This window comes from Microbacterium sp. PMB16, from assembly GCF_051294855.1.
Taxonomy (GTDB): Bacteria; Actinomycetota; Actinomycetes; order Actinomycetales; family Microbacteriaceae; genus Microbacterium.
Window position 1 is genome coordinate 445,724 of record NZ_CP145908.1, and the last position, 24,644, is coordinate 470,367.

24 protein-coding genes are annotated in these 24,644 nt (G+C 64.6%); 6 read left to right on the forward strand and 18 right to left on the reverse strand.

Translation table 11 applies throughout. The features are described 5' to 3' along the window. The first annotated feature begins 16 nt into the window (after window positions 1–16). Together V5D55_RS02315 and V5D55_RS02320 are read left to right on the forward strand one after the other, a co-directional pair. Window positions 17–595 (forward strand): helix-turn-helix transcriptional regulator, encoded by a 579-nt coding sequence (locus V5D55_RS02315; protein ID WP_435747256.1) that lies wholly within the window; start codon window positions 17–19, stop codon window positions 593–595. After that, window positions 592–1,887 (forward strand): HipA domain-containing protein, encoded by a 1,296-nt coding sequence (locus tag V5D55_RS02320; protein ID WP_435747258.1) that lies wholly within the window; start codon window positions 592–594, stop codon window positions 1,885–1,887. The genes V5D55_RS02315 and V5D55_RS02320 overlap by 4 nt, the downstream gene beginning before the upstream one ends. A gap of 59 nt (window positions 1,888–1,946) precedes the next feature. Here V5D55_RS02320 and V5D55_RS02325 read toward each other — a convergent pair whose 3' ends face one another. From V5D55_RS02325 to pgmB, 10 genes are all read right to left on the reverse strand, one after another. Next, entirely contained in the window at window positions 1,947–3,278 is a 1,332-nt protein-coding gene (locus tag V5D55_RS02325) for an MFS transporter (RefSeq protein ID WP_435747260.1), read from the reverse strand. 96 nt (window positions 3,279–3,374) lie between these two features. Beyond that, on the reverse strand, window positions 3,375–4,910 hold the full coding sequence (locus V5D55_RS02330) for an ABC transporter substrate-binding protein (RefSeq protein WP_435747262.1): 1,536 nt from the start codon (window positions 4,908–4,910) through the stop codon (window positions 3,375–3,377). A 154-nt stretch (window positions 4,911–5,064) separates the two neighbouring features. After that, window positions 5,065–5,748, reverse strand: a complete 684-nt coding sequence (locus V5D55_RS02335; protein WP_435749244.1) for a cyclase family protein — start codon at window positions 5,746–5,748, stop codon at window positions 5,065–5,067. A 216-nt stretch (window positions 5,749–5,964) separates the two neighbouring features. Continuing rightward, window positions 5,965–6,441, reverse strand: coding sequence for a DUF3237 family protein (locus tag V5D55_RS02340; RefSeq protein WP_435747264.1), 477 nt, complete (start codon window positions 6,439–6,441; stop codon window positions 5,965–5,967). Next, complete coding sequence (locus V5D55_RS02345; protein WP_435747266.1) at window positions 6,438–7,325, reverse strand: ATP-binding cassette domain-containing protein; 888 nt, start codon at window positions 7,323–7,325, stop codon at window positions 6,438–6,440. Before V5D55_RS02345 ends, V5D55_RS02340 begins: the two co-directional genes overlap by 4 nt. Next, window positions 7,322–9,124: a dipeptide/oligopeptide/nickel ABC transporter permease/ATP-binding protein gene (locus V5D55_RS02350; RefSeq protein WP_435747268.1), complete on the reverse strand. Its 1,803-nt coding sequence runs from the start codon at window positions 9,122–9,124 to the stop codon at window positions 7,322–7,324. The genes V5D55_RS02345 and V5D55_RS02350 overlap by 4 nt, the downstream gene beginning before the upstream one ends. Beyond that, window positions 9,121–10,095 carry an ABC transporter permease gene (locus V5D55_RS02355; RefSeq protein WP_435749245.1) on the reverse strand — a complete coding sequence of 325 codons (975 nt, stop codon included), beginning with the start codon at window positions 10,093–10,095 and terminating at the stop codon, window positions 9,121–9,123. Before V5D55_RS02355 ends, V5D55_RS02350 begins: the two co-directional genes overlap by 4 nt. Before the next feature lie 94 nt (window positions 10,096–10,189). Continuing rightward, window positions 10,190–10,783, reverse strand: coding sequence for a TetR/AcrR family transcriptional regulator (locus V5D55_RS02360; protein WP_435747270.1), 594 nt, complete (start codon window positions 10,781–10,783; stop codon window positions 10,190–10,192). A gap of 61 nt (window positions 10,784–10,844) precedes the next feature. Continuing rightward, window positions 10,845–12,461 carry a glycoside hydrolase family 3 protein gene (locus V5D55_RS02365; RefSeq protein ID WP_435747272.1) on the reverse strand — a complete coding sequence of 539 codons (1,617 nt, stop codon included), beginning with the start codon at window positions 12,459–12,461 and terminating at the stop codon, window positions 10,845–10,847. Between the two features lie 98 nt (window positions 12,462–12,559). Further along, complete coding sequence (gene pgmB / locus V5D55_RS02370) at window positions 12,560–13,231, reverse strand: beta-phosphoglucomutase (RefSeq protein WP_435747274.1); 672 nt, start codon at window positions 13,229–13,231, stop codon at window positions 12,560–12,562. A gap of 214 nt (window positions 13,232–13,445) precedes the next feature. On the opposite strand from pgmB, the gene V5D55_RS02375 reads away from it, so the two are divergent. Continuing rightward, window positions 13,446–13,850, forward strand: a complete 405-nt coding sequence (locus V5D55_RS02375; RefSeq protein WP_435747276.1) for a hypothetical protein — start codon at window positions 13,446–13,448, stop codon at window positions 13,848–13,850. On the opposite strand, the gene V5D55_RS02380 is transcribed toward V5D55_RS02375, so the two are convergent. The 7 genes from V5D55_RS02380 to V5D55_RS02410 are packed head-to-tail and all read right to left on the reverse strand — an operon-like array spanning window position 13,806 to window position 20,531. Then, window positions 13,806–14,528, reverse strand: coding sequence for a substrate-binding domain-containing protein (locus V5D55_RS02380; RefSeq protein ID WP_435747278.1), 723 nt, complete (start codon window positions 14,526–14,528; stop codon window positions 13,806–13,808). The two genes, V5D55_RS02375 and V5D55_RS02380, sit on opposite strands and share 45 nt — an antisense overlap. Window positions 14,529–14,542: 14 nt before the next feature. Then, window positions 14,543–15,517: an aldo/keto reductase gene (locus V5D55_RS02385; RefSeq protein WP_435747280.1), complete on the reverse strand. Its 975-nt coding sequence runs from the start codon at window positions 15,515–15,517 to the stop codon at window positions 14,543–14,545. Then, window positions 15,514–16,467: a Gfo/Idh/MocA family oxidoreductase gene (locus V5D55_RS02390; protein WP_435747282.1), complete on the reverse strand. Its 954-nt coding sequence runs from the start codon at window positions 16,465–16,467 to the stop codon at window positions 15,514–15,516. Before V5D55_RS02390 ends, V5D55_RS02385 begins: the two co-directional genes overlap by 4 nt. After that, window positions 16,464–17,837: a protocatechuate 4,5-dioxygenase subunit alpha/beta gene (locus V5D55_RS02395; RefSeq protein ID WP_435747284.1), complete on the reverse strand. Its 1,374-nt coding sequence runs from the start codon at window positions 17,835–17,837 to the stop codon at window positions 16,464–16,466. Before V5D55_RS02395 ends, V5D55_RS02390 begins: the two co-directional genes overlap by 4 nt. 2 nt (window positions 17,838–17,839) lie before the next feature. Next, entirely contained in the window at window positions 17,840–18,790 is a 951-nt protein-coding gene (locus V5D55_RS02400; RefSeq protein WP_435747286.1) for an amidohydrolase family protein, read from the reverse strand. 2 nt (window positions 18,791–18,792) lie between these two features. Then, a complete protein-coding gene (ligK, locus tag V5D55_RS02405) occupies window positions 18,793–19,485 on the reverse strand; it encodes a 4-carboxy-4-hydroxy-2-oxoadipate aldolase/oxaloacetate decarboxylase (protein WP_435747288.1) in 693 nt (230 codons plus the stop codon). A gap of 14 nt (window positions 19,486–19,499) precedes the next feature. Beyond that, window positions 19,500–20,531, reverse strand: coding sequence for an amidohydrolase family protein (locus V5D55_RS02410; RefSeq protein ID WP_435747290.1), 1,032 nt, complete (start codon window positions 20,529–20,531; stop codon window positions 19,500–19,502). A gap of 107 nt (window positions 20,532–20,638) precedes the next feature. On the opposite strand from V5D55_RS02410, the gene V5D55_RS02415 reads away from it, so the two are divergent. Then, entirely contained in the window at window positions 20,639–21,556 is a 918-nt protein-coding gene (locus tag V5D55_RS02415) for a LysR family transcriptional regulator (protein ID WP_435747292.1), read from the forward strand. On the opposite strand, the gene V5D55_RS02420 is transcribed toward V5D55_RS02415, so the two are convergent. Further along, window positions 21,553–22,191: a hypothetical protein gene (locus V5D55_RS02420; RefSeq protein ID WP_435747294.1), complete on the reverse strand. Its 639-nt coding sequence runs from the start codon at window positions 22,189–22,191 to the stop codon at window positions 21,553–21,555. The genes V5D55_RS02415 and V5D55_RS02420 overlap by 4 nt on opposite strands. 108 nt (window positions 22,192–22,299) lie before the next feature. Between V5D55_RS02420 and V5D55_RS02425 the strand changes: the two genes are divergently transcribed. Beyond that, complete coding sequence (locus V5D55_RS02425; RefSeq protein ID WP_435747296.1) at window positions 22,300–22,872, forward strand: alcohol dehydrogenase; 573 nt, start codon at window positions 22,300–22,302, stop codon at window positions 22,870–22,872. Between the two features lie 259 nt (window positions 22,873–23,131). Continuing rightward, a complete protein-coding gene (locus V5D55_RS02430; protein ID WP_435747298.1) occupies window positions 23,132–24,460 on the forward strand; it encodes an amidohydrolase family protein in 1,329 nt (442 codons plus the stop codon). Window positions 24,461–24,644 lie beyond the last annotated feature (184 nt).

Below are 24,644 nucleotides of genomic sequence, written 5' to 3' on the forward strand. Positions count from 1 at the left end.
GGTGGTCGATGTGAGGTTGCAGACACCATCAGACCTCTCCCGCCTGGTCAAGAACGCCCGAGTCCAGAGGAACCTCACCCAGCAGGACGTCGCCGACGCCGTCGGCATCACCCGTCAATCCCTCGCCCGCCTTGAACGCGGCAACGGGGGCACCTCCTTCGATACGGTGTTGCTCATCCTCGACCACCTCGGCATCCACCTGGACGCCACCACCGAGCGCCGCACCTTTCCCGCCGGAGTCGTCGCGAAAGGTGCCGCCCAGGCGGCGGCCGACGCACTCGCCAAACGCATCACACCGCTGATCGGCTCGGGCACGCTCGAAGAGCTCAACAAGCAGATCCTTGGCTCGCTCCCCCAGATCGACCCCTCACTCCTACCCAAGATCGACACCTCTGGCATTCTCAAGCAGATCGAGGCGAACCTCGACCCCGCTACACTCGCCTCCATCCGCGAAGCCTCCCGCGGACTCACCGAGCGTCTCACCATCCCAGGCTCCGTTCTCGTCAATCCGCCGCGAGCGCTGGGAGCCGGCTCCGCGTCCAGCGCGGAGACCCAAGCGGACGCTGACCACGATGCCGCAAGGGGTATCGAATGATCCGCACCCTCGATGTGCACCTATACGACGCGCACGTCGCCACGATCACTCGGCGAGGCGAGAACCTGCAGTTGCGCTATCTGCCGGAGTACGTCGAGTCGGACAGCCCCGTCCCCATCTCCGTGACACTCCCCGTCGTCACGACCCCGTTCGGTAACGACGAAACCAAGCGTTTCCTCGACAACCTCATGCCCGACCGCGCTGACGTCCGTTCACGCTGGGCGCGGGAAGCGAAGCTGACCAGCGACAGCACTTTCGACTTGCTCTCCGTCTACGGCGCCGATGTCGCCGGCGCGCTCGAGTTCTACCACGCAAGCGCATCACCCAGGCGGGAGCAGAGCCTGACGCCGCTCACCGAGAAGGAGATCGGCGACCGGATCCGGCAGATCCGTCGAGACGACTCCGACTGGCTTCAACACCGCGCAGTCGAAGAAGGGTTCTCGCTCGGTGGCGCTCAGGGGAAGTTCGCGCTCGCTCTTCGCGACGGCCGATGGTTCGAGCCGTCTGGGCGGCAGCCTTCGACACACATCTTCAAGCCTGGTATCCAGCGGCTGCCCGGCTCCGACGTCACCGAGCACATCACCCTACAGGTCGCGCGCCTGCTCGGGATCGACGCGGCCGCATCCGTGATCGCCGAGTTCGACGGCGAGCACGTCCTCATCGTAGAACGCTTCGACCGATTCGACGACAACGGCACTATCGGCCGACTCCACCAGGAAGACCTCGCGCAAGCTACCGGGACCTCGCACGTTCAGAAGTACGAGGTCGACGGTGGCCCCGGCTACCGCGACATCTTCACCGTCTTCGATCGCAACCTCAGCGCCCCTGACGCCAAGAGAGCCAAGGAGCGCTTCGCGAAGCTGCACGTCTTCTCCTGGATCATCGGTCACAACGACGGACACTCCAAAAACTTTTCCCTCACGCATGTGCCCGGTCGCAGCGTGCTCGCCCCCTTCTACGACCTCAACAGCTCACTCCCTTTCACGCAGCGAGAGCAAGTCCTCGCCCACGACCCAGTCGTCTTCGACAACGTCGAACTCGCCTTCGCAGTCAACGGGGCGAACACCCTGGGCACCTTCAACGCCGACAGCATCCGATGCCTCGAAGCCGACGCAGGTCTTGCCGAAGGGGACCTGCGGGAGTTCGCCCTTCAGGTCACCGCAGCCGTCCAGCCCGCCGTCGCCGTCGTCACCGAACTGCTCCCCGATCACCTGAAGGAGCTCCCCGCCGTCGCACTCTACCCGCACGCCACGTACGCGCAGACCCGCAGAGTCATCGACGCGCTCGCCTGACCGGACCACGACCCGTGGGGGCAACATCGCCTGCGGGAGTGGCTTTACGCGTGGCGGTGTCAGCGGCTTCTTCGGATGAAGAGCGTTGCCACACCCGCGAGCAGAGCGAGCGCCGCCGCGCCAATGTACAGCGACACGTAATTCGCATCACCTGCCACCGAACCGACACCGAGAAGGAGCGGTGCGATCACGGGTGAGATCGCCTGCGGCACCGACGCCGACAGGGCGAAGACGCCCATTCCTTTTGCCGCTTCTGTCGCCGAATCGGGCAGGAGCTCAGAGACCAGGGCATAGTCCACCCCCATGTAGGCCCCCTGACCGATGCCCGCGATCGCAACGCCGACAAGGAATCCCTCGAAAGTGTCGGAGAACGCGATGACGACCATCGCCAACGCGAACACGACCGCAGCGACCAGGACGAATGGCTTGCGGCGCTTCACGATGTCGCTCAGCCATCCCGCAACGATGCTGGACACGAAGATCGCACTCGCGAGGATGAGCATCGCGACGAACAGAACGCTCGGCAGCTCTTCCATGGGCAGGCCGACGTGGTCCAACAGGTAGTACGTCTTGTACGTGGTGAGAAGTGCAAGTGCGATCCACAGCAGGAATCGACTGATCCACGCAAGCGCGAAGTCGCGGTGCTGCTGCGGGTTGATCCACATGGCTCCTGGAATGTCCCGGAAGCGAACAGGACCGACTTCCTCTCGCGTCCGTCGGTCTTCCTTGAGGCCGAAAATGAACACGCCGACCAGCAACAGACCGAACGCTGCAGGTGCGATGAACATGCCGACACCGTCGGTGCCCGTCACTTGGACGAGGAAGGTGCCCCCGACCGCGCCGATCTGGCTTCCCGAGCCCATGAACGCAGACACGCGACCACGCAGCCGGCTCGGAACCCGCTCAGGGAGGACAGCGAACATCGCCGACAGCGCCGTATTGAAAGCCGCCTGCGCGACGAACCATCCGATGCCGACGACAAGCAAGCTGGTCGCAGAACCGATGACGAACGTCGAACCGATGCCCACGAGCATTCCGCCGAGGATGAACGGTCGACGCTGCCCGAACCGAGAGGTGCTGCGATCGCTGAGGCGCCCGGCGATCGGATTGGCCAAGAGAGCGGCAATGGCGCCGATGCCCGCGATGAGCGAGAGCGACGCAGCTTTGTTCTCAGGGTCGAGCGTCCCGACCCTGATGGCCAACGTCACCGAGGCGGGGGTCATCACCGCGATCCAGATGCCGAGCTGTCCGATGATGTACCGACTGAGGAACCAGCCGCCGACATGTTGGCCGGTGCGGCGGACCATCTGCTCCGGGACGCTCAGCTCGTTCCGGTCGCTGAACGACGCCTCTTCTCCCGAGCTCCGCGCGGGTGTGACGGGAGTGGACATGTGTCTCCTTCGACTCTCAGAATCGCGAATCCGATTCGACGTTTCAAGGGCTGGCACCAGAATGCGTCCTGGTGCCAGCTCCTCAGACGGATATGTCTACTTTCCGGATGCGGGACTGTAGTTGTAGATGGACGGCGCCGCCTGCTCCACCTGAGGCAGCGCGGTGGTTTCTGCGTCGGTGAACAGCAGGGACTGGGGGCGGAACAAAGGAACGAACCACGCCTGATCGACGATGTACTGGTTCAGTTCCTGCGCGGCGGCCTTCCGCTGACTCTCATCGCCCGTCTGGATCTCGACACTGAGGGTGGCCACGGTCTCGTCCTCAGTCTTGAACGGGTTCCAGGTCGCCTCCGGCGAGACGAACTGGTTGACCAGCTGCCAGTCGTTGGGCTCGAAATACGACATCATCGTGGCACTGTACTTGGCGCTGAGCAATGTGCTGAAGAAGTCCGAGACGGGGATGTCCGTCCACGTGACACGGACACCGACATCTCCGAGCTGCTGCGCGATGGTCGCCTTGAGGGAGGGATCGAAGATCGAAACGGTGGGGAGCTCAAGATCGAAGCCATCTTCATAGCCAGCGTCCGCGAGAAGCTCCTTCGCCTTCTCAGGGTCGTATTCGTAGGCGGAGTCCAGTTCTTCGACGTACCCCAGCGAGGTCTTGCCCCAGATCTGGGACGTTGCTGTGCCCATCCCGAGGAGAATCTTGTCGAGAATGCCATCCCGGTCGATCGCATAGTTCAACGCCTGACGCACGCGAACGTCTCCGAGCGCGGGGGTGACGGCGCCCCCTCTGTCGAACAGCGGCAATCCCTGCCAGTTGACGTCGGATGGGACGAAGGTCAGGCCGGACTTCTTCGCCTCTGTTGCGCCTTTCTGATCGCTGAGGATGGTGGTGTCGATCTGACCTGACCTGAGCGCATTCAGGCGTGCCGTCGCATCCGGGAGGTACTTGAAGACGATCGTCGCGTATGGAAATTCGCTGCCCCAGTAGTCGGGGTTGCGCGTGAAGGTGTACTGCGACCCCACGACCGTGCTGTCGGATTCGAGGAGGTAGGGCCCGCTGCCGACGGGAGCGGACGTGAGTTCGTCACCCTCCAGAGAAGTGGGGCTCGCCATCAGTCCGGCAGCGTTCGTGAGGTAGATGAGGAAAGCGGGGTCAGGCTCGCTCAGCTTGAGCACGGCGGTCCGGGCGTCCGGAGTCTCCACACTCTCCAATGCGAGCATCGTCGACGCCTGCGGGCCATTCGCCGCCTTGAAGTGCTCGAGATTCGCTTTCACAGCAGCGGAATCGAAGACCTCTCCGTCCGAGAACTTCACGTCGTCCCTCAGCGCGAGCGTCAGCGTCGTGTTCGTGTCGTCGTAGGCCCACTCCGTCGCGAGCATCGGCTCGAGGTCCCCATCGGGAGCCCGAAGGATTAGCGAGTCGTAGGCCGCCTGGTAGTACGGGATGTACAGCCCCTCCTGCGCCTGGGCGGGGTCGAACGAATTCGGCTCGACCCAGGACCCGATATTCAGGGTGCCATCCGTCGCGGCAGGCGGGGACGCGGATCCCCCACCGCAGGCGGTCAGGGCAAGGGCACCGACCGTCAGAGCAGCGACTGCGCCGCTGAGCTTCGTGGTGATCTTCACTTTTGTCTCACTTTCACTTCTTTGTAAGGGAGCGTGACGAACGTGCGACCGCCTTGGCTGTGACTCAGGATCTGAATACTCAGCACAACTCAGCTTTGCACTGGCTAAATACTACGCATCGCTGATTATTGACGCAAGTGCCAGATGCGGGGCTTCAGAAGACGGCGAGGGGATTCACGGGCGTGCTGGTGCTCCCCGCGATCCCCAGCGGCGCAACGAGCGCGGCGAAGCTGTACCTCTGACGTACCCGGCATTCTCTCGCCAGGGCTTCCAGATCGGCGAGGTCTATCAGGTGCACACCGAGGGCCGTGAGCAGGATGATGTGCCATGGCATGAGCACGTCGTCGACCTCGCTGGGATGCGGATCGAATCCGCCGTCGCTCACCACGATGCTCGGCCGAATCTCGGTGATCCAGTCGACGCAGTCCAGGCTCAACCCCCCGGAGCGCGATCCGTCCACAGGCGACCTGCTCATGCGCACGAAAAGAGCATCGCCCGGTTCGACGCGAAGTCCGCTGCGCGCGAGGATCCTCCGGAGCTGCGCCGCCGAACAAGACAGTCCGGGCTCGATTTCTCCGAGTTCGACGGCGTGTTCCACATCGATGAGGACCGCCCGAGTGACGACGCCCTGCGAGACATCCACGACGTCGTGAAGCGGCTCCTCCCCCGCGATGACACGATCGAGCTGAGCATCCCCGAAGGACTCACCGCGCCAATAGAAGTGCTCGAAGGCGTCGAGATGGGTCATTCCGAGGCGCCCGTGGGGAGTGAGCTCCAGGCGTTCGTTGGTCGCGTGCCAGTCTTGCCCGGGTATGGAATCGTGCCCCCGAGCGATCACCAACGAGCCGCCGATCGTGTCCCGGTAGCGTCACGCTTTCATTGGTCGCCTCGCACGAGATGACGTGACCGCTTCGTATCTCCGCGGCGGCAGCGAGCACCCGCTCTGGGGAAGACCGACTCGAAGGAGCGGAATGCCGGTGAGCTGCAGCCGCGTTCTGAAGGATCGTGTCGAACTGCCTTCGGGCATAACGGGCGCTCGACTGGTCGGCGTCCATCACCGCACCGCGAAGACGTCGATCGTTACCTTCTCTGCCTGCCGTGCGCCTGTGCCGATCAGCACAGTACGGGTCATCCAACTGAGGTCTTCATCGGACGTGCTCGCCGTGATCGCGGTCCTGAAGTAGTACTCGGATGGATCGACGATCTCGCCCTGCGCAAGCCGCCGCAAGACGGAGGCGGGGCCGTGTCGGTAGCCCGTGACACGGAGATCGACCGCCTGGCCACGGGTGGTCACGACGCGGAATCGCGCATCGATGAGTGTGGTCAGATCTCCCCTGATGATCTGATGATCCGAGCCGCCGGAAGCGATCCTTCCCGAGAACTCATTCCCGTCGAAACGACCTCCGGCTATGGGTACATTGCGCACCGCATCGCCTCTCTCGTCTACTCCGTCGATTGGCTGCCCGACGTCCACGAGTGCTGTCCCGACGAGCCGCAGCAACGGAGCAGATGCTTCCCGGTGCCAGATCACGGAACATCGTCCGGGGCGACGGCGGGGAATCCGCCCGTCTGACCCTGCTCCGCGTCCAGCCGGGCCATTTCTCTTCGCTGGGCGCGACGTTCCTTCTGGGCGTCAGGATCGGGAAGAGGAGCTGACATCAGGAGCTTCTTCGTGTAGGGATGCTCTGGGCGTTCTGTGACCTGTTCTGTCGATCCAGATTCCACGAGGCTGCCTTGGTGCATGACCGTGACGCGGTGGCTGATGTGTCGGATGACGCTCAGATCGTGAGAGACGAAGAGGTATGCGACGCCTGTTTCGTTCTGCAGTTCGATGAGAAGGTCGAGAACCGTGGCTTGAGTTGTGAGATCCAGCGCAGACACCGGCTCATCGCAGACGATGAGCTTGGGGCTGAGCGCCAGAGCGCGCGCGATGGCGATGCGTTGCCTCTGACCGCCGGAGAACTCGCGCGGCAGCCGTTCCGCTGCGTCGGAGGGAAGACGCACCCGATCGAGCAATCCGACCACGTGTTCACGGGCGCCAGTGCGGCTTATCCCTTGGGCGAGTAGGGGTTCCGCGAGAATGTCGGCAATCGACATCGAGGGGTTCAGCGACGTATAGGGGTCCTGGAAGATGACCTGCATGTCCTTGCTGATCACGCGTCGAGTCCTGCGGGACGAATTGGTGATGTCCCGTCCGTCGAAGCGAATGCCCCCGGAGGACGTTCCCACCAAGCCGAGGATGGCTCGGCCCAGCGTTGTCTTTCCCGACCCCGACTCCCCTACCAGGCCGAGCGTCTCCCCACGGCGCAGCGACAGAGACACGTTGGTGAGGGCTCGGTAGGGCGTGGCCCTGAACCCCTTCGCCGGGTAGTCGACAGAGACGTTGTGCACCTCCAGAAGGCTCGCGCTGGTCATGACACCCCTCCATTCATGTCAGCGTCGACCAGATCGGGCCGACGATCCCCGCCTTCCGGCGTCGAGTTGAGGAGCATTCGCGTGTAGGGGTGCTGCGGGTGACGGAAGATGGATCGCACCTCGTCTGTTTCCACGATGCGCCCCGACTGCATGACGGCGACTCGATCACAGATGTCCGCCACCACGCCGAGATCATGTGTGACGAGCAGAACACCGAGCCGGAACTCATCCTTGAGACTCCGCAGAAGCTCGAGCACCTCCGCTTGCACCGTGACATCCAGTGCAGTCGTCGGCTCGTCTGCAATGAGCAGCTTCGGTTGGCAGGAGACGGCGCCGGCGATCAGGACACGTTGCGCCATTCCGCCCGAGATCTCATGGGGGTATGCGGCGAAAGTTCGGTGCGGATCTCGGATTCCCACGCGCTCGAGGAGTTCGATGGCGCGTTTGCGCGCCTCCTTCTCCGACAGCCCCAACACGATTCGCATCGGATCCGTCAGCTGCTGACCGACCCGGAACGACGGGTCGAGGTTGCTCATGGGCTCCTGCGGGATGTAGGCGATCGAGGATCCAGGCAGCTTTGTCATCTGGCTCCGAGAGAGCAGATCGAGCCTCTTGCCTTCGAAAGTGATGGCACCGGCCGACACGCGCCCCCCGGTGGGCAGCAGGCCGAGCACAGAGAAGGCCGTCTGACTCTTACCGGAACCCGACTCACCGACGAGTCCCAGCACCTCACCCCGGCGGATATGCAACGAGACGTCGTGGACGACCACGAGATCCGATTCACCCGGGCGAATGTATGAAACCTCCAGTCCGTTCACGTCGAGGAGATGGGCGCTGTCCGCGCCAGATGCTTTGCTCGGTGCCTCGTCCAGGTCGGTTCCCACCTCGCGCTCGATACGCGGACGCACGGAAAGTCCAGCTTTGCGACGGGAACGGGCGGCTGAGATCACGCGGCCACGGTCTTCAAGCGCGTCACGCAGAGCGCTTCCAAGGATGGCAAGGGACGCGCAGGTCAGCCCGATAGCGAGAGCGGGCCAAGCGATCATGAGCGGGTAGGAGTAGATGTTGCTGAACCCGTCATTGAGGAGCCCACCCCACGTCGGTGTGCTCTGATCGCCGATCCCCAAGAACTCCAGACCGGATTGCACTGCCAACGCGATTCCGGCGACGAGGGCAGCCTGGATGATGATGGGCGCGCGCACCACCGTGAGAACGTGACGACCGATGATTCTTGCGTCGCGCAACCCGGATACTCGCGCGGCGTCGACGTAGAGTTCGTCGCGGACATTCAACACCGCAGACCGCGTCAAACGGAAGAACGCTGGGGACAGGATGACCCCGAAGATCGTCATGGAGATCCAAATGGACGGTCCGGCCACTGCCCGGACAGCGAGCAGGACGATGATCGCCGGAAGCGCCATGACCAGGCTTGAGAACCAACCGAAGACCGCGTCGAACCCCTTTCGGTAGTACCCGGCCAGGAGCCCGGTCGGCACACCGATCAGCATTGCGACGACGAGCGCCAGTGCGGCACCAAGGAGGCTCACCTGGCCGCCCCACAGCATCCGACTGAGTATGTCCCGCCCCGCGCCGTCCGCGCCCATCGGATGCCCGACGCTCACCGGCGCGAAAACGTCATCCAGCGCACCATGATTGGGTGCTTGAGGGCTGAGGGGTGCAGCGAGCGCCGCGGACGCGATGATCACCACAAGTACCAGGATCGCGGCGAACGCCAGTGGGTTGCTCAGCAGCCGTCTCGCGGTTCCGGACTTTCGAGGGACACCCGGCTCGGCGATCATGAAAGACGTCCCTTCGGGTTCAGCCAGCCGACGCCGATGTCGACGAGCAGGTTGACGATCACGACGATGATGACGGCGACGATCACGACGCCCATCACCGCGGGGAGATCACCGCGGGAGGTCTCGGAAACGGCATAGCTACCGATTCCGGGAAGCGCGAAGACCTGCTCGATCACCACTGTTCCCCCCAGGAGGGCGACAAACTGGATGGCCAAGACGGTAAGCCCGGCGGATGCCGAGTTCTTGACCACGTGGCGCAGGATTATTCGCCGTTCCGGAAGTCCGCGACTCCTCAGGGTGCGAATGAAGTCCTTGTTCAGGGTATCGATCGCAGCGCTTCTCACCTGCTGGGCGACGCCGGCGATCGCAGCGAGCGAAAGAGCGATGACCGGAAGGGTGATGGTCGAAACCCATCCAGCGAACGAAACATCCACAGGAACATATCCGGTCGCGGGTACCCAGCCCAGTTGGATGCCGAAGACGAAGACGAGCAGAAGTGCGACCAAGAAGCCAGGGAGCGCGAACCCGAGGATCGACAGCACCTGAACGGTCCGATCAAGCGCTCCTCGTCGCACTCCGGCCGCGATGCCGAGGGCGAAAGCGATGAGGCCGGAAATTATGGTGACGCTGATCACTACGCTCAGGGTCACCGGAAGCCGGTTGGAGATCGCCCCGGTGATGGATTCGTTGGTGAACCACGACGTGCCCAGGTCGCCGCGCGCTGCGCCGAGCGCCCATTCGGCGTACCGAAAGAGGATCGGACGATCCAGACCAAGCTGTTGCGCCTTGAGATCGACCTGTTCGGCGGTGGCGTTCTGGCCGAGGATTCCGCGGGCGACGTTGCTGCTTGAGAGGTTGAGAAGAACGAACGCAAGAAAAGACACGGCAATCAACAGGACAACGCCTGCGAGAACTCGTTTAAGTAGGAATGCAGGCATCGCCGCCTGTCCTCGCTTTCTCTCGTGCGTCATCGTCACTGCGAGCAAAAACTCACTATCGCTCAGCTTTCGCTAATAGTAAGCGCCACTGTGGATTCAAGTCAAGAGCTGATCCGAAGTCCGGTCGTCACTGGCCCGCCTCTCCCTCCGACACCAGCCCCAAGAGGTTCATCGCATAGGCCATGTCTCCGGCCATGTCGACAGTCGGGTCCCCGAGCCATTGGATCTGCAATCCGTCAGACAGCGCCATGACGACCCGCGCCAGCCGCTCCGCGTCAAGCGACTGCTCTGGGGGCCTGGCCTGGTTGCGCTTCTCGATCGAGGCGGCGAGGGCTGTCCGGAAGCGTTGAAAGTGTTGCTGGAAATACTCCTGAGCTGGATGCCCCGGGTCTCCCGACTCGGCCGCCATCGTGGTGTAGAGACGGACGAGGCCCGGAACGGTGCTGTTATAGCTGATGACCGTACGGATTCCGATGAGCGGGTCAGGTGCGGACCGCCCCGCGTCCGCGTTCGACGCCTCGCGACGTCGCAACACCTCGACGAAGAGCTCCTCTTTGGACTCGAAGTAGTGAAGCGCCGCGGTCGGGGTCAGCCCGCATTCCTCCGAGATCTCTCGGATGGATACTCCGGTGTACCCGTTTCGGGAGATGAGGTCCAGAGCCGTGGCCAGAATCTCTTCCCTCTTGGCCCTGCCCTTGGCATACAGACCGCGCTTTCCCATGTTTCCCCTTCAGTTGCAGTGGTCGGACACCCTCGTGGTGGGTGAGGCCGTTGAGTCCGCTTCAAAGACGAGCATCCCAGTACCCGGCGAACGGGTCCACCGGGCTCTGCCCAGCAAAGGGCACCTCTCCGAACAATCGAGCGACAATCGCCCGAACGACATCCTTTGACGGCGTGTACCCGTTGACGGCCGTCTTGATCATCGGCACGTCTTGCAGATGGTAAGGGTCGGCAACGGACACCAATACGGTCGGCAGCGACTGCACGTGCCTGGGCGCATCCGGCGCCTGAGGATGGGACCACTCGAGACGTAGGACGTTCGAGTTCGCGCCGAACTTCACGTTCGCGAAATAGAAGCACACGTCGTATTGCTCATGGAGTCGGGCCGCCTCGATCGAGGTTCTCCCCTCCCCGGGTATGTGCCGAAGATCGACGGCGAGACCACGACGCTCCAACTCGCTCGAGAAGACGGCGGAAAGGCCATGTGCTGGTTCGTAGAACGTCGCGCTGTCGCCCAGCACGTAGACAAGAGCGCGCCGATGAGTCGACGGCGTAAGCGGCAGCAGATTCTGCGTGTCCTTCACAAGGGTGATCGCTTGATCGGCGAGCTCCTCGCGCCAAACGTCCACGTCATGGACGGACACCTCTGATTCGTCGACAACGGGAACTCCAGCGATGCCGGGGACGAGTCCGAGGGAGGCCTTGAGGCGGAGGACGTTCATGACCGCGGCCGTGACGCGCTCGGTCGAGATGGTCTCGCTCTCGAGAGCATCGAGGATGATGGCGAAGTCCTCCTCCAGATCGCGTACCCCGAGAATCAGGTCGCATCCCGCGTTGATGGCAAGAACGAGCGCGTCTCGTCGCCCGACGACCGTTGTCATGCCCGCCATCGCGGAATTGTCGGTGACCACAAGGCCTTCGAACCCCAGCTGACCGCGCAGGAGATCAGTGACGAGCTCACGAGACATCGACGCCGGAAGGATGTCGGCGTCACGGATACCGGGTCGCAGGTGCCGGGAATACTCCGGCAACCTGATGTGACCGACCATCACGGTGCGAGCCCCTGCATCGATGACACGGCGGTATACCGTCCCGAACGTCTCTTCCCACTCCGTCACCGACATAAGATTCGTCGACGCCAGCAGGTGCTGATCGCGGTCGTCGTGACCGTCCCCAGGAAAATGCTTGACACTGGTGGCCAGGCCTCGACCTTCGGCAGCTTCCACGTAACGTGCGCCGTATTCGGCCACGACGAGGGGATCATCCGAGAACGCTCGCACGTTCGTGATGGGGTTTCTGTGGTTCAACGCGATGTCGACGACGGGCGCGAACGCCCAATTGATTCCGACGTTCTTCGCAACCCGAGCACAGTGCCTTGCGAGGAGCCCTGCCGATGCAGAGTTCCCCGTCGCACCCAATTGCATGGGGTTCGCGAAGATCGTCTCGTCCGAGAGCACGCTGCTGGCGCCAGCCTCTAGATTGCCCGCGATGAGCAGCGGCACCCGCGAGGCCCGGCGCAGACGGTCCACGTCACGCACGGCGTCGGCCGTGCTCCGAGGCAGGAGCATGTAGCCCGCCGGCTCCATATCAAGGGCCCTCAAGCGCTGGATGAACTCGTCGACCCCCGATGCCGGGAGGTAGAGGCAGAGCAGCTGCCCTGCCGCCTGCCTGAGCGACATCGAGTCGCAGAGCTCGCTCAGAAGATTCTCGTCCCGCGCGGAGAGATGGAAAGGAGCCCGGGAGCCGAGGGCGGAGGCGCCACTCGGCTCAGGCGCAGTCATGAACGGTCTCCGAAGAGTTCAGAAGGTACAAGGTCGAAGAACGAATCGACGACTCGATCAGCCTCACTCAGTGTCGAGGGATCTCCGATCCCCACGGTTGCACAGCCCGCAGCGCGCGCGCCCTGAACACCCGCGGCTGCATCTTCGAACACGAGGCACTGTTCCGGCGGCTGACCCAGAAGGCTGCAGGCAGCGATGAACACGTCAGGGGCCGGCTTGGCGACAGCGACGGCGTTGCCGTCGACGACACCGGAGAAGAACTCCCTGAGACCCGAACGTTCCAGGATCTCGGTAGCACTTCGGCTCGCGGAGGCGACTGCCATCGGGATCCCGCGCTGCGCGAGTGCGCTCAGGAACTCACGCACACCAGGGAGCACGGCGTCGGGTCCGAGAGCCGAGACAGACCGCCGGTAGAGAAGGTTCTTGAAGTCTGCGACGATCTCCATCTGCTCGGGAGGCATATAGACGTCACCGTCATCCAGTACGCGCCGGAGCGCATCGATTCGGCTCACCCCTTTGAGCGATTCCGCCGTCTCCGCACGAAGCGAGATACCCAGGGTCTGGGCTACTGCCTGCCACGCTCTCATGTGATGACCGGCTGTATCGACGAGCACACCGTCCAGATCGAATACTGCGGCCTGAGGGCGGGAATCAGTCACGAGGTTCACGAAGACTCAGTCTCGCTCATTTTTCGCTACCCTGTCAAGGAACCCCACCGCAGCCACGAGGGATCCTGGAAAGAGGGAAGGCATGGACACGCCGATTACCGTCGCGATAACTCGGACCGTCGCACCCGATCGCGTCCAAGAAGCGAATGCGTGGGCGCTTGAAGGGCAGGCGCTTCTGAGCACGAGAGACGGATACCTGGGATCGGGGTGGATCATGTCGCGAGCCTCCTCCTCGGACTGGAACATGCTCTTCCGATTCACGAACGACTCGTCCCTCGCCGCGTGGGAACAATCGAATGAGCGAGCCGCATGGATCACGAAGGGTGCGGGTCTGGCGTCGTTCAGCCGCTACGACCGCCGAAGCGGCATCGAAGGATGGTTCGATGCCGCCCGCGAAGCGAAGGCTCCCCCACGGCCCCCACGCTGGAAGCAGATGGTGGCCATCGCTCTCGTGTTCTACCCCCTCAGCGTTGCCGCCAACTACGCCATCAGCGCGATACCGTACGACCTGCCGATCTGGGTACGAGTGCTGCTCTCGGTTGTGCTCATCTCACCTGTCATGGTCTACCTCGCCCTACCCGCCGTCACTCGTCTCTTGCAGAGGTGGCTGAGTCAATGAAATGTCCTGAAAGCTGTGCTGCGCCTTGATCGACGCGGCGGCGGGTGCGGCGAAGAACGAGAGGACGGTCCGCGACTTCAGCGGGTCGGCCGCTCTCGCCGAGATCCCCCCAGCGAAGATCGTGTCGATCGCGCAGTCCGGCGGCAGCACCCCCAGGATCCGCACACCTTCATACCCGGCCAGTTCACTGAGCTGCTGGAATCCGAGATCGACTTCGCCTTCGCGCACGAGCGCCGCGACCGGCGTCCCCGGCCGCGCGCGGACGAGGCGGTCACGCAGTTCGCCCGCCATTCCCCAGTCCTCGATCTGCCGCAACAACATGGTGCCGCTTGGTCCGGTGGAGTAGCCGATGCGTTCGGCTCTCCGCAACGCGGCGCGGAGAGCGTCTGCGTCCTCGAATGCGGGTGTCGTCGGCGCGGACGCCTGCCGGTAGCCGGCCGCGTGCACGGCGACTGCGGTCTGCGAGAGGACCAGCGGACGTACGGACGATGGCACGACGTGACCACGATCGACCAGCTCGACCATCGCTTCGGAGGCCAGGAAGATCAGGTCGAACTGCTCCCCCTCCGCCACGCGGCGCGCAGCATCCACGCCGCCCACCGATTCGATCTCCACACCCGGCAGGCCTGATGCCGTCGCAGCCGCAGCCAGGTCGGCGAGCAACGCCTTGGTCGCCATGGACGATATGCCTCTCACTCCAAGCTCCCGAAGGACTCCGCGTCCACCTCGGCGCTCTGAGTCGGACTGTACCGAGGGCCCGAGACCGATGCGGTGTCGATGAGCTCGCCCGCTCGGCGTAGCAGACCCGCGTCGACGGCAAGAGACGTCACGGCCAGGTTCTCGCGGTGGTGCTGACTGCTCGTGGTTCCAGGAATCGGCACCACGTGAGGGCCGCGGGAGAGCAGCCAGCTCAGCGCGAGCTGCGCCGGCGTGCATGCGGCTTCCGCTGCGAGCGCGCGCCACTCCGGCAGAAGTGCGGCGTTGGTGGTCCAGTGCTCCGCCTGGAACCTCGGCATCGCCCGACGGATGTCCTTCTCGGCGAGCTGCGTGGGATCGGCGATCGAATCGCTGAGGAAGCCGCGTCCCAGTGGCGCGAAGGAGACGAGCGCGACGCCGAGGATCGCTGTCGCCTGCAGGATCCCTAGCTCAGGATTACGGCTCCACAACGAGTATTCGTTCTGGACCGCAGCGATCGGCGCGACGGCCAGCGCCTCGCGCAAGCGCGCGACTGAGATCTCGGAGAGGCCTACGGCACCGATCTTGCCGGCGGCGACAAGCTCGGCGAGAGCCCCGACGCTCTCGCCGATCGGGACCGTCGTGTCCCAGCGGTGCAGGTAGTAGAGGTCTATGTGATCCACGCCGAGGCGGCGAAGCGACGCATCTACCTGCAATCGGAGTGTCTCGGGGCGCCCATCGATGGTCTTGCGCCCGTTGACCATCGCCATGCCGCCTTTGCTCGCGAGCACGACCTCGTCGCGGCGCCCGCGGATGGCGCGGCCGACGAGTTCCTCGTTGCGGCCTCCGCCGTACAGCGTGGCGGTGTCGAGCATCTGCACGCCGTCATCGAGCGCCGTGCGGAGCATCGTCAGGGCATCTTCGTCGGACGGCGGCACGCCGTACGCATGGCTCAGCGACATGCAGCCGAGTCCGATGTGCGGCAGCTTCACGAGAGTTGCTCCTGCAACTGCCCGAGCACGCGATAGCAGTCGATCACCTGGCGCAGCGAGGAGTTTGGCTCGCGACCCTCACGGATCGCGGAGATGAACTCGCGGTCCTGCAGCTCGATGCCGTTCATGCTGGCGGCGACGTGCGACACGTCGATCTGCTCGTCCGTGCCGTCGAAGAGGTCGTCGTAGCGCGCGACATACGTGCCGGTGTCGCCGATATAGCGGAAGAATGTGCCGAACGGACCGTCGTTGTTGAACGAGAGCGACAGCGTGCAGATCGCGCCGGTCTCGCTCTTCAGCTGGATGGACATGTCCATCGCGATGCCGAGCTCGGGGTGGATCGGTCCCTGGATGGCGTTCGCCTGCACGATCCTGCCTGCCTGGTAGGCGAACAGGTCGACGGTGTGGGCGGCGTGGTGCCACAGCAGATGGTCGGTCCAGGACCGCGTCTCGCCCTTGGCGTTGGTGTTCGTCCGGCGGAAGAAGTAGGTCTGCACGTCCATCTGCTGCACGGCGAATTCTCCCGCCGCGATCCGCTCGTGCACCAGCTGGTGCGAGGGGTTGAAGCGGCGGGTGTGGCCGACCATCGCGATGCGGTCGGATGCCTCTGCGGCTGCGAGCGTCGCCTCGGCATCCGCCACCGAATCGGCGAGCGGGATCTCGACCTGCACGTGCTTGCCGGCCGCGAACACAGCCTGCGTCTGCTCCGCGTGCAGCCCGGTCGGAGTCGCGAGGATCACCGCATCGACGTCGTCGCGTTCGAGCACGGCGTCGAGGCCGACGACGGCGTGCGCGACGCCGTACTCCGCGGCCACAGCATCCGCCTTCTCCCGCGAGGTCGCGCTGACGACCGTCACCTCGGCGTCCTCGATGTTCGCGAGGCCGTCGAGATGCTTCATGCCGAAGGCGCCGGCGGCACCGACGACCGCGACGCGCGTCCGACCGCTCATGCCGTCGCCTCTTCGAGTTCCTGATTCGCGGACGCGTTCGCCGACGTGTTCGCCGCGAGGTGCGGAGCGACCTCGTTGCTGACCACCAGGTGGCCCACCGCGGTGTTCGAGGCGGGCACGTGGTAGAACCGGTGGTCGACCTCGGGCGCTCCCCCGCCGAACTGGTCGTCCATGGCACCGCGGGCGATCAGCCAGTCGACGAGTTCGATGCCCTCGGAGCCCGCCTCGTCGACGTACTCCATGTGCTGCCATTCGGTGAGGCCCAGCGGGTCGGCGATGAGGTGGTCGAGGAAGGCGTTATCCCATTCCTTGTTGATGAGGCCGGCGCGCGGACCCTGCAGCTGATGGCTCATGCCGCCGGTGCCCCAGATCTGCACGTTCAGCGCGGGGCCGTCCCACTTGTCGATCGCGCGGCGCAGCGCTTTGCCGAGCTCGTAGCAGCGGCGACCGGACGGCACCGGGTACTGCACGACGTTGACGGCGAGCGGGATGACCTTGACCGGCCACTCCTCGTCCTGTCCGAGCTCGCCGTAGACGAGCGAAAGCGGCACCGTCAGACCGTGATCGACGACCATCTCATTGACGAGCGTGAGGTCGAAGTCGTCCTGGATGATCGACTGGGCGAGGTGGGCTGCGAACTCGGGGTAGCCCTTCACGTCCGGCACCGGGCGCGGACCGTAGCCCTCGTCGGCGACCGGGTAGTGGGCTCCGGTACCGAGAACGAACGTGGGGATGATCGAGGCATCGAACGCCGTCGCATGGTCGTTGTAGACGAGGATGACGACGTCCGGAGTGTTCTCCTTCGCCCACCTGCGGGTCCACTGATACCCGTCGAACACCTTCCTCCAGTACGGCTCCTCGGTCTTGCCGAGATCCATCGCCGCGCCGATCGCCGGCACGTGCGAGGTGAACACGGCCGACGTGAACTTCGCCGGCGCATCCGGACGCATCGTCGTCGCCTTCTCGGTGCTCGGCGGCGTCCAGCCGTCGAGATCCTTCAGGCGTGCCCCCTGGGGGTTGCGACCGCCGCCGACCATCATGTCGCGATAGGCCGCCTCTGACATGCCCGTCATGGAGCCTGCCATCTGCTGGAAGCTCAAGCCGTGCGTCGCCCCGATCTTGGCCAGGAAGTAGATGTTGCCGCCCTCGCCGATCATTGCGTTGAGATCCATGTCGAGCACGGCCTGCCGCTGCACCGGATTCAGCGGCCATTCGTCGAGATAGACCCCCTCGTCGGCGAGGAAGCGCGCACGATTCTCGGGTGTCATCAGCGACATCGCGAACTGGTTGAGGTGGTACCCCTTGCGGGCCTGGTCGGCGTCGTAGATGGTGGTGCCGGGAATGTCTCTGTACGGCTTGTCGAGTGACATCGTCATTCTCCTTCGGTGGTGTCTGAGTCCGCCCAGTACAGGCGACGGGGATTGTCGACGAGCAGCCTCTGCTGCAGGTCCGTTCTCGTCGCAATCTGCGGGATGTAATCGACCAGCAGCCCGTCGTCGGGCATGTGGCCCTTCAGGTTGGGGTGGGGCCAGTCCGTGCCCCACAGCACGCGGTCGGGGAACTCCTCGACCACGCGGCGGGCGAACGGCACGACGTCGGCATAGGCGTGCTGCTCGCCGTCGAGTGCTCGCGGACCGGTCGCGCTGAGCCGCTCGGGGCACGAGACCTTGGTCCACACGTTCGGGTTCTCGCGCAGGAACCGCAGGAACAGCGCGAACTCCGGGCCGTCCGGATCCTTGGTCACGTCGGGTCGGCCCATGTGGTCGACGACGACGTCTGTCGGGATGCCGGAGAAGAAGTCGTACAGCTCCGGGAGGTCTACCGCCTCGAAGTAGATGACCACATGCCACCCGAGCGGGGAGACCTTCGCCACGATCTCATCGAGCGAATCGGTCGGCACTCTGTCGACCAGGCGTTTGACGAAATTGAAGCGCACACCGCGCACACCCGCGGCGTGGAGCTCGGCGAGCTCTTCGTCGGTGACATCTCGGCGTACGGTCGCGACTCCGCGCGCCCGGCCGTCGCTGCGGCGGAGCGCGTCGACCAGGGCGCTGTTATCGGCGCCATGGCAGGTCGCCTGCACGATCACGTTGCGATCGAAACCCAGATGGTCGCGCAGGGCGAAGAGCTGATCCGCCGAGGCATCGCAGGGCGTGTACTTCCGCTCCGCGGCATAGGGGAATTCTGCGCCGGGGCCGAATACGTGGCAGTGCGCGTCGACCGCGCCGGCAGGCAGACGGAAGGTCGGAGTCGTCGGGCCGTCGTACCAGTCGAGCCAGCCTTCGCTCTTCGTGAAACCGCCGGTGGTGTCGCCGTGGGCCATGCTCAGTCCTCCACGTATTCCAGGCCCGCCGCGGCCAGCGGTTCACGCATGCCGTAGAGGTCGAGACCGAGCACGCCGTCGCGGAACTTCTGCCGTTTGGCCTCCTCGGCGTCCTCTCGCTTCTGGCTCGCGTCCGCTACGTCGCGCACGAGATGGCGCGGCACGACGACGACGCCGTCCACATCGGCCACCACGACATCGCCCGGGTTGACGAGCGCGTTCGCGGCGACGACCGGCACGTTCACCGAGCCGAGGGTCGCCTTGACCGTGCCCTTCGAGTTGATGGCGCGGGAGAAGACCGGAAAGCCCATCTTCTCCAAGTCAGCCACATCGCGGACGCCGCCGTCGATCACGAGGCCTTTGCAGCCTCGCGCGGTGAGCGAGGTGGCGAGCAGCTCGCCGAAGAATCCGTCCTCGCTCTCGGTGGTGCAGCCGGCGATGATGACGTCGCCGGCCTGGACCTGCTCGGCCGCGACATGGAACATCCAGTTGTCGCCGGGCTGCAGCAGTACGGTCACCGCGGGACCGCACAGTTTTGCTCCGTGGTAGACCGGACGGATGTAGGGGCGCATGAGGCCGACCCGGCCCATCGCCTCGTGGATCGTGGCCACGCCGAACTGCGCGAGGCGGGCGACGTCGTCGGGGTCGGGGCGCTCGATATTCGTGCGGACGATGCCGAGGTCGTTCAGTCGCATGGCGTGGTTCTCCTTCAGAGTCCGCGGGCTGTCAGGGCGCGGTCGAGTCGTGGATAGACGCGGCGCGCGTTCCCCTCGAAGACCTGCGCGCGGGCGGCATCCGACAGGTTCGCGGTGGCGTCGACGTAGCGCTTGGTGTCGTCGAAATAGTGGCCGGTGCGCGAATCGATGTCGCGGACCGCGCCGATCATCTCACTGGCGAAAAGGATGTTGTCGGTCGGAATGACCTGGGTCAGCAGGTCGATGCCGGGCTGGTGGTACACGCAGGTGTCGAAGAACACGTTGCCCAGCAGATGCTCTTCGAGTTCGGGCTTGCCGAGCGCCATGGCGAGACCGCGGAACCGCCCCCAGTGGTACGGCACCGCGCCGCCGCCGTGCGGGATGACGAGTTTGAGATCGGGGAAGTCCGTGAACAGGTCGCCCTTGAGCAGCTGCATGAACGCGGTGGTGTCGGCGCCCAGGTAGTGATCGCCGGTGGTGTGGAAGACATCGGGCCGGCAGGTCGTACTGACGTGCACCATCGCGGGGATCTCGTACTCGACGAGCTTCTCGTAGATCGGGTACCAGGAGCGGTCCGTGAGTGCGGGAGCGGACCACCGCCCGCCCGACGGGTCGGGGTTCAGGTTCACCGTGACCGCGCCGAGCTCTTCGACGGCCCTGGTCAGCTCGGCGACCGTCGTGGCCGGATCGACGCCGGGCGACTGCGGCAGCATGGCACCCGGGAGAAACCGGTCGGGGAACAGCCCGCTCACCCGTGCGACGAGGTCGTTGCAGATGCGTGCCCAGGCCTCACTGACCTCGCGGTCGCCGATGTGGTGGGCCATGAAGGACGCACGAGGGCTGAAGACCGTGATGTCGCTGCCGCGCTCGTCCATGAGCCTGAGCTGGTTGGCTTCGATCGTCTCGCGGATGTCGTCGTCGCTGATGCGCAGCGCCGCCGGATCCGGTGCTTCGCCCGCACCCTCCGCGAAGGCGATCTGCAGATCACGCCAGGCACCGAGCTGCGCCGGCGCCGTCGTGTAGTGGCCGTGGATGTCGATGATCAACGCGTGTCGTCCTTGTCACTCGGATGCTGTCCGATCCCGACTCTAGGGCGGGCGCTGTATATAGTCGAATAGATGTAGGAGCCGCCCCGCATAGATGGGATCGATGGGTGACACTCGCGGATCTGAACCAGTTGCGCACGTTCGTCGTGCTCTACGAACTGCGGAGCGTGACGGCGGCAGCGGAACGGCTGCACGTCACGCAGCCGACCGTCAGCTACACGCTGCGCCGCCTGCGCGAGAAGTTCGACGACGTGCTCTTCCGCCGTGAAGGAAACGACATGGTCCCGACGGCGAAGGCGACGCAGCTCTTCGGCCCTCTGCACGAGGCACTGGCTCAGATAGATCAGACGGTGAGCGATCCCGACGCCTTCGAGCCGGCGGGATTCAGCGGCGAGCTGTCACTCGGACTCACCTCGATCGGAGAACAGACGTTCCTCCCGCCGATCATGGCGGCTCTCGCAGGTGCGGGCTCGAGCCCGCACCTGCAGGTGGCGCGGTTGGATTCCGATCAGGTCGAAGACGGACTGATCCGCGGCACAATCGACCTCGCGATGACCGTGTCGATGATCGGCAGCCCGCGGCTGTGGCGCACGCACGTGCGCGCGGTCGAGTACGTGGCGCTGTCCTCGGGTCAGCATCCGCTTCCGGCGACCGGACCCGACATGTTCGCCGGACGACGTTTCGTGCGCGTCTCGGCGCGCGCAGGTCATGTGTTCCCCCTCCAGGCCCTGACCGAACATGGACTGATGGGGCAGGTCGCGCTGACTGTCGAGGAGTACGCGACCGTGCCGGCCGTACTGGAGGCGACCGACCTCGTCGTGCTGCTTCCCCGGCACGTGGCCGAGGTGTTCGGCGGATGGTTCCCCGGACTCCGGATCGCCGAGCTCCCCTGGCCCGGGCAGAGCACACCGGTGTCGTTGTACACCCGCCGAGAGGCCGGCCTCTCGGCGGCCCAGAAGTGGTTCCGTTCGGTGGTGCTGGATGCCGTCGCGGCCGGCGAATACCGGACGAGTCGCGCCAACTAGATCTTCTTGCGGTTCCAGCTGGCCTTGCCAGGAGCGAAGGGGCTGCGGACGTGGATCGACCAGCTCGAATGCGGGTGGATCGTCAGGATCGCCCGCTCGTACCAGGCACGGGCATCGTCGGAGAGCGCGGCGACCACGGCATCCTTGTCGACGTCGTCCTCTGGCCGAGGGCGGAGCGCCTTCCAGACGAGCTGCATTTCCGGGGCACCGGTCGGGATGCCGTCGATATCGAGCACCGCGCGTTCCCAGGGAAGCTGGAGTCGCGGGTCGCGCTTGTAGACCCAGGCGCGGGACGCGCCGTCCTCGACGTTCAGCTGCAGCACCCAGACTCCTTGCTGGTCATCGTGGACCAGCACCGGGTGCGGGTCTTCAGCATCCACCCCCTCGCCGAGACGTAGCAGCCGATCGTCGGATGCGGACCACGCGCTGAACTTCTCGGGCAGGCTGGCGGCGATCGAACCCAGCCCGGACGCCAGCACACTCACGTCGGCGTTCAAGCGAGGACGGATGCTGCGCCCCAGCCATCGGTCGAGGGCCATGCCGCCCGACAACCACCAGCGCGTGTCAACACCCGCCAGCATCTCCGCTATGCGCTGCGTCGACAGAGGTTCCCACGGGGTGTCGGAAGAGGGCATGGGTCGAGGCTACAACGGCGCTGTCGTCCGTATGGGACCGCCGGAGCCGAAGTGCCGCACACCAACCTCGCGTCCGCACGTCGACACCTGAACCGGCAGACTGATGCGATGCCCCAGCCTCAGAGCCCGGCGGTGCGCGGGCACCTCATCGTGATCGCCGGCGGAACGAGCGAGGCCGGCTCGATCGTCGCGCCTGCGTCGATCGACGCAGGCGCACGCGTCGTCGTCGTGGGTAACGATGACATCAAGCTCCAACGAGTGGGTGACTCCATTCCTGGCGGGTTGACAGAGCGGGTCGATCTTTCCGACGAGGACGAGACGTTCAGCCTCGCCCACCAGGCCTTCGATGAAGATCTCCGACTGTCCAACGCTGGGCGCACGGCCATCGTTTCATCGACATCCGTGCTGAGGCCGCTCGCGGGGGGAGCCAACTACGCAGCCGTGAAGGCCGCAAGCGGGGCCTGGCGCCGCGCCGTCGGTCAAGGCTTCACCAAGTTCGCACGCGACACCGGAAGCACGTCGTCGCTGGCCGTGATCTTGCGGGTCCGAGCACTTCTCGGCCTCGAGAGACCTCTCGCCGATGCCTTCCTGGCCCTGTGGGACGAGGCGACGATCGAGGAAACCCTGAGGGCGATCGAAACCACAGGAGAACCCCTCTCGAATAATAGGCTAGAACAATAGTTGACAAAATCAATTGTTATCGTTTGGATAGAGCATGACGACCGGCCTCAATGCGTACGGCTTCGACGAGACCTGAGCAGACCATGAAACTCTTGGTCGCGACCCGTTCGCCGCACCTGCCGACGAGATCGCATCCGCAGTCGTCACATCGACCTGGGTAGACGGTCGCCGAGTCTTCGATCGTTCTGCAGCAACATCGTGAAGCGGATCGAGACGTGGTCCGCTTGTTCGGCGCTAGTAACGGATTGAGAGAGCCAAGATGAATGAAAAGCGCTCCAACAGCCATGCATTGATCGGGGTGTCGATTGTCGACGGACTCGGATCGCCGACAGTGCACGATGCCGTCCTCATCGTCACGAACGGCCGCATCAGCGAGATCGCGCGTCGCGACAGCTACGTGAGGCGCGACGGTGTGATCGAGCACGATCTGCAGGGCATGTGGTGCATGCCCGGTCTCATCGACGCGCACATTCATCTCGCAGGCGGTCGAGCCGACATGGATGATCAGGAGATGGGCGTCGTTGTTGAGCCGATGCTGGTCAAGGCGATCCGGTCGGTTTATCAGGCACAGGCGGTCCTCAAGCGCGGGTTCACCTCTGTGCGGGATGTCTCGTGGAACGGGCTCTACCTCAAGCGCGTCTTCTCTGAGGGGGAGCTCCCGGGACCGAAGGTCGTGGCTTGCGGGCCGGGCCTTACGCGTACCGGAGGTCACGCCGATCTGCACCAATACGCGCCGGACTATGTCGATACGCACGGGGTGTTCGGGATCGTCGCCGATGGGGAGGACGGAGTGGTGCTTGCGGTGCGCCGACTCCTCCGCGAGGGTGCCGACGCCATCAAGATCTTCGCGAGCGGCGGCGACAACTGGCCCCACGACAGGAACGGCGATGTGCACTATTCGCCCGAGGAGATGCGAGCTGCGGTGGACGAAGCCCATCGGCAGAAGGGCACGGTGGTGATGTGCCACGCCGAGAACGCCACTGCGATCAGGATGGCGATCGAGGCAGGTGTCGACACTATCGAGCACGGTGAGGACCTGGACGACGATCTTGTCTCCCTCATGGCGACCACAGGCACGATCCTGGTCCCGACGCTGCAACTCATCGTGAACTGGCACCGCGACTTCGCGCCGCCCGGCGACGGGAATCAAACGAAGTCTCGCCCGGACGCGTTCCTTTACCGAGACCACTACCACCGTCCCGATGTCGCGGACGCGGAGCGCTACCGTGATCAAGCTATCGAGAGCTTTCAGCGTGCGCAGGCGGGGGGAGTCAAGATCGCGCTAGGGTCCGATACGGTCTTCGAGCCGCTCACGCCGTATGGGGAGTACAGCGCGCTGGAGCTCATGGCGCTCGTCGAGCACGGCATGACTCCTGACCAGGCGATCGTCGCAGCGACTTCAACTGCATCGGAAGCGCTCGGAATGTCCAACATCATCGGCTCGATCGAGGTCGGCAAGCAGGCAGATCTTCTCATTGTGCGCCAAGACCCCACGCAAGGGGTGGAAGTGCTCTACGACGCATCAAACATCCACCTGACCTTCTGCGACGGAGTTCTCACCATCGTCGATGGCAACTTCGTGTGGTGAGATCGGTAGGCGACCACACGTACATGGCTCCGCTGAGCGAGGAGAGCGCATTAGCGGCGGCGGTCCACCCGGTGCGGGCGCTCTGGTCAGACGCGCCCTGAAGGACGGATACCGCGCGACGTCCCGAATCGGGGCGGGAGCACGCGTTGCCCTCTTCTCCCCGGTTAGAGCAGCGATACCCGAT

What these genes read in the sequence shown, in the direction of transcription:
- V5D55_RS02320 (WP_435747258.1), top strand. Translation starts at nt 592, where the DNA reads ATGATCCGCACCCTCGATGTGCACCTATACGACGCGCACGTCGCCACG.
- V5D55_RS02325 (WP_435747260.1), bottom strand. Translation starts at nt 3,278, where the DNA reads ATGTCCACTCCCGTCACACCCGCGCGGAGCTCGGGAGAAGAGGCGTCG.
- V5D55_RS02345 (WP_435747266.1), bottom strand. Translation starts at nt 7,325, where the DNA reads ATGACCAGCGCGAGCCTTCTGGAGGTGCACAACGTCTCTGTCGACTAC.
- V5D55_RS02350 (WP_435747268.1), bottom strand. Translation starts at nt 9,124, where the DNA reads ATGATCGCCGAGCCGGGTGTCCCTCGAAAGTCCGGAACCGCGAGACGG.
- V5D55_RS02355 (WP_435749245.1), bottom strand. Translation starts at nt 10,095, where the DNA reads ATGACGCACGAGAGAAAGCGAGGACAGGCGGCGATGCCTGCATTCCTA.
- V5D55_RS02360 (WP_435747270.1), bottom strand. Translation starts at nt 10,783, where the DNA reads ATGGGAAAGCGCGGTCTGTATGCCAAGGGCAGGGCCAAGAGGGAAGAG.
- V5D55_RS02365 (WP_435747272.1), bottom strand. Translation starts at nt 12,461, where the DNA reads ATGTCGCTCAGGCAGGCGGCAGGGCAGCTGCTCTGCCTCTACCTCCCG.
- V5D55_RS02375 (WP_435747276.1), top strand. Translation starts at nt 13,446, where the DNA reads ATGTCGCGAGCCTCCTCCTCGGACTGGAACATGCTCTTCCGATTCACG.
- V5D55_RS02380 (WP_435747278.1), bottom strand. Translation starts at nt 14,528, where the DNA reads ATGGCGACCAAGGCGTTGCTCGCCGACCTGGCTGCGGCTGCGACGGCA.
- V5D55_RS02390 (WP_435747282.1), bottom strand. Translation starts at nt 16,467, where the DNA reads ATGAGCGGTCGGACGCGCGTCGCGGTCGTCGGTGCCGCCGGCGCCTTC.
- V5D55_RS02395 (WP_435747284.1), bottom strand. Translation starts at nt 17,837, where the DNA reads ATGTCACTCGACAAGCCGTACAGAGACATTCCCGGCACCACCATCTAC.
- V5D55_RS02400 (WP_435747286.1), bottom strand. Translation starts at nt 18,790, where the DNA reads ATGGCCCACGGCGACACCACCGGCGGTTTCACGAAGAGCGAAGGCTGG.
- ligK (WP_435747288.1), bottom strand. Translation starts at nt 19,485, where the DNA reads ATGCGACTGAACGACCTCGGCATCGTCCGCACGAATATCGAGCGCCCC.
- V5D55_RS02420 (WP_435747294.1), bottom strand. Translation starts at nt 22,191, where the DNA reads ATGCCCTCTTCCGACACCCCGTGGGAACCTCTGTCGACGCAGCGCATA.
- V5D55_RS02425 (WP_435747296.1), top strand. Translation starts at nt 22,300, where the DNA reads ATGCCCCAGCCTCAGAGCCCGGCGGTGCGCGGGCACCTCATCGTGATC.
- V5D55_RS02430 (WP_435747298.1), top strand. Translation starts at nt 23,132, where the DNA reads ATGAATGAAAAGCGCTCCAACAGCCATGCATTGATCGGGGTGTCGATT.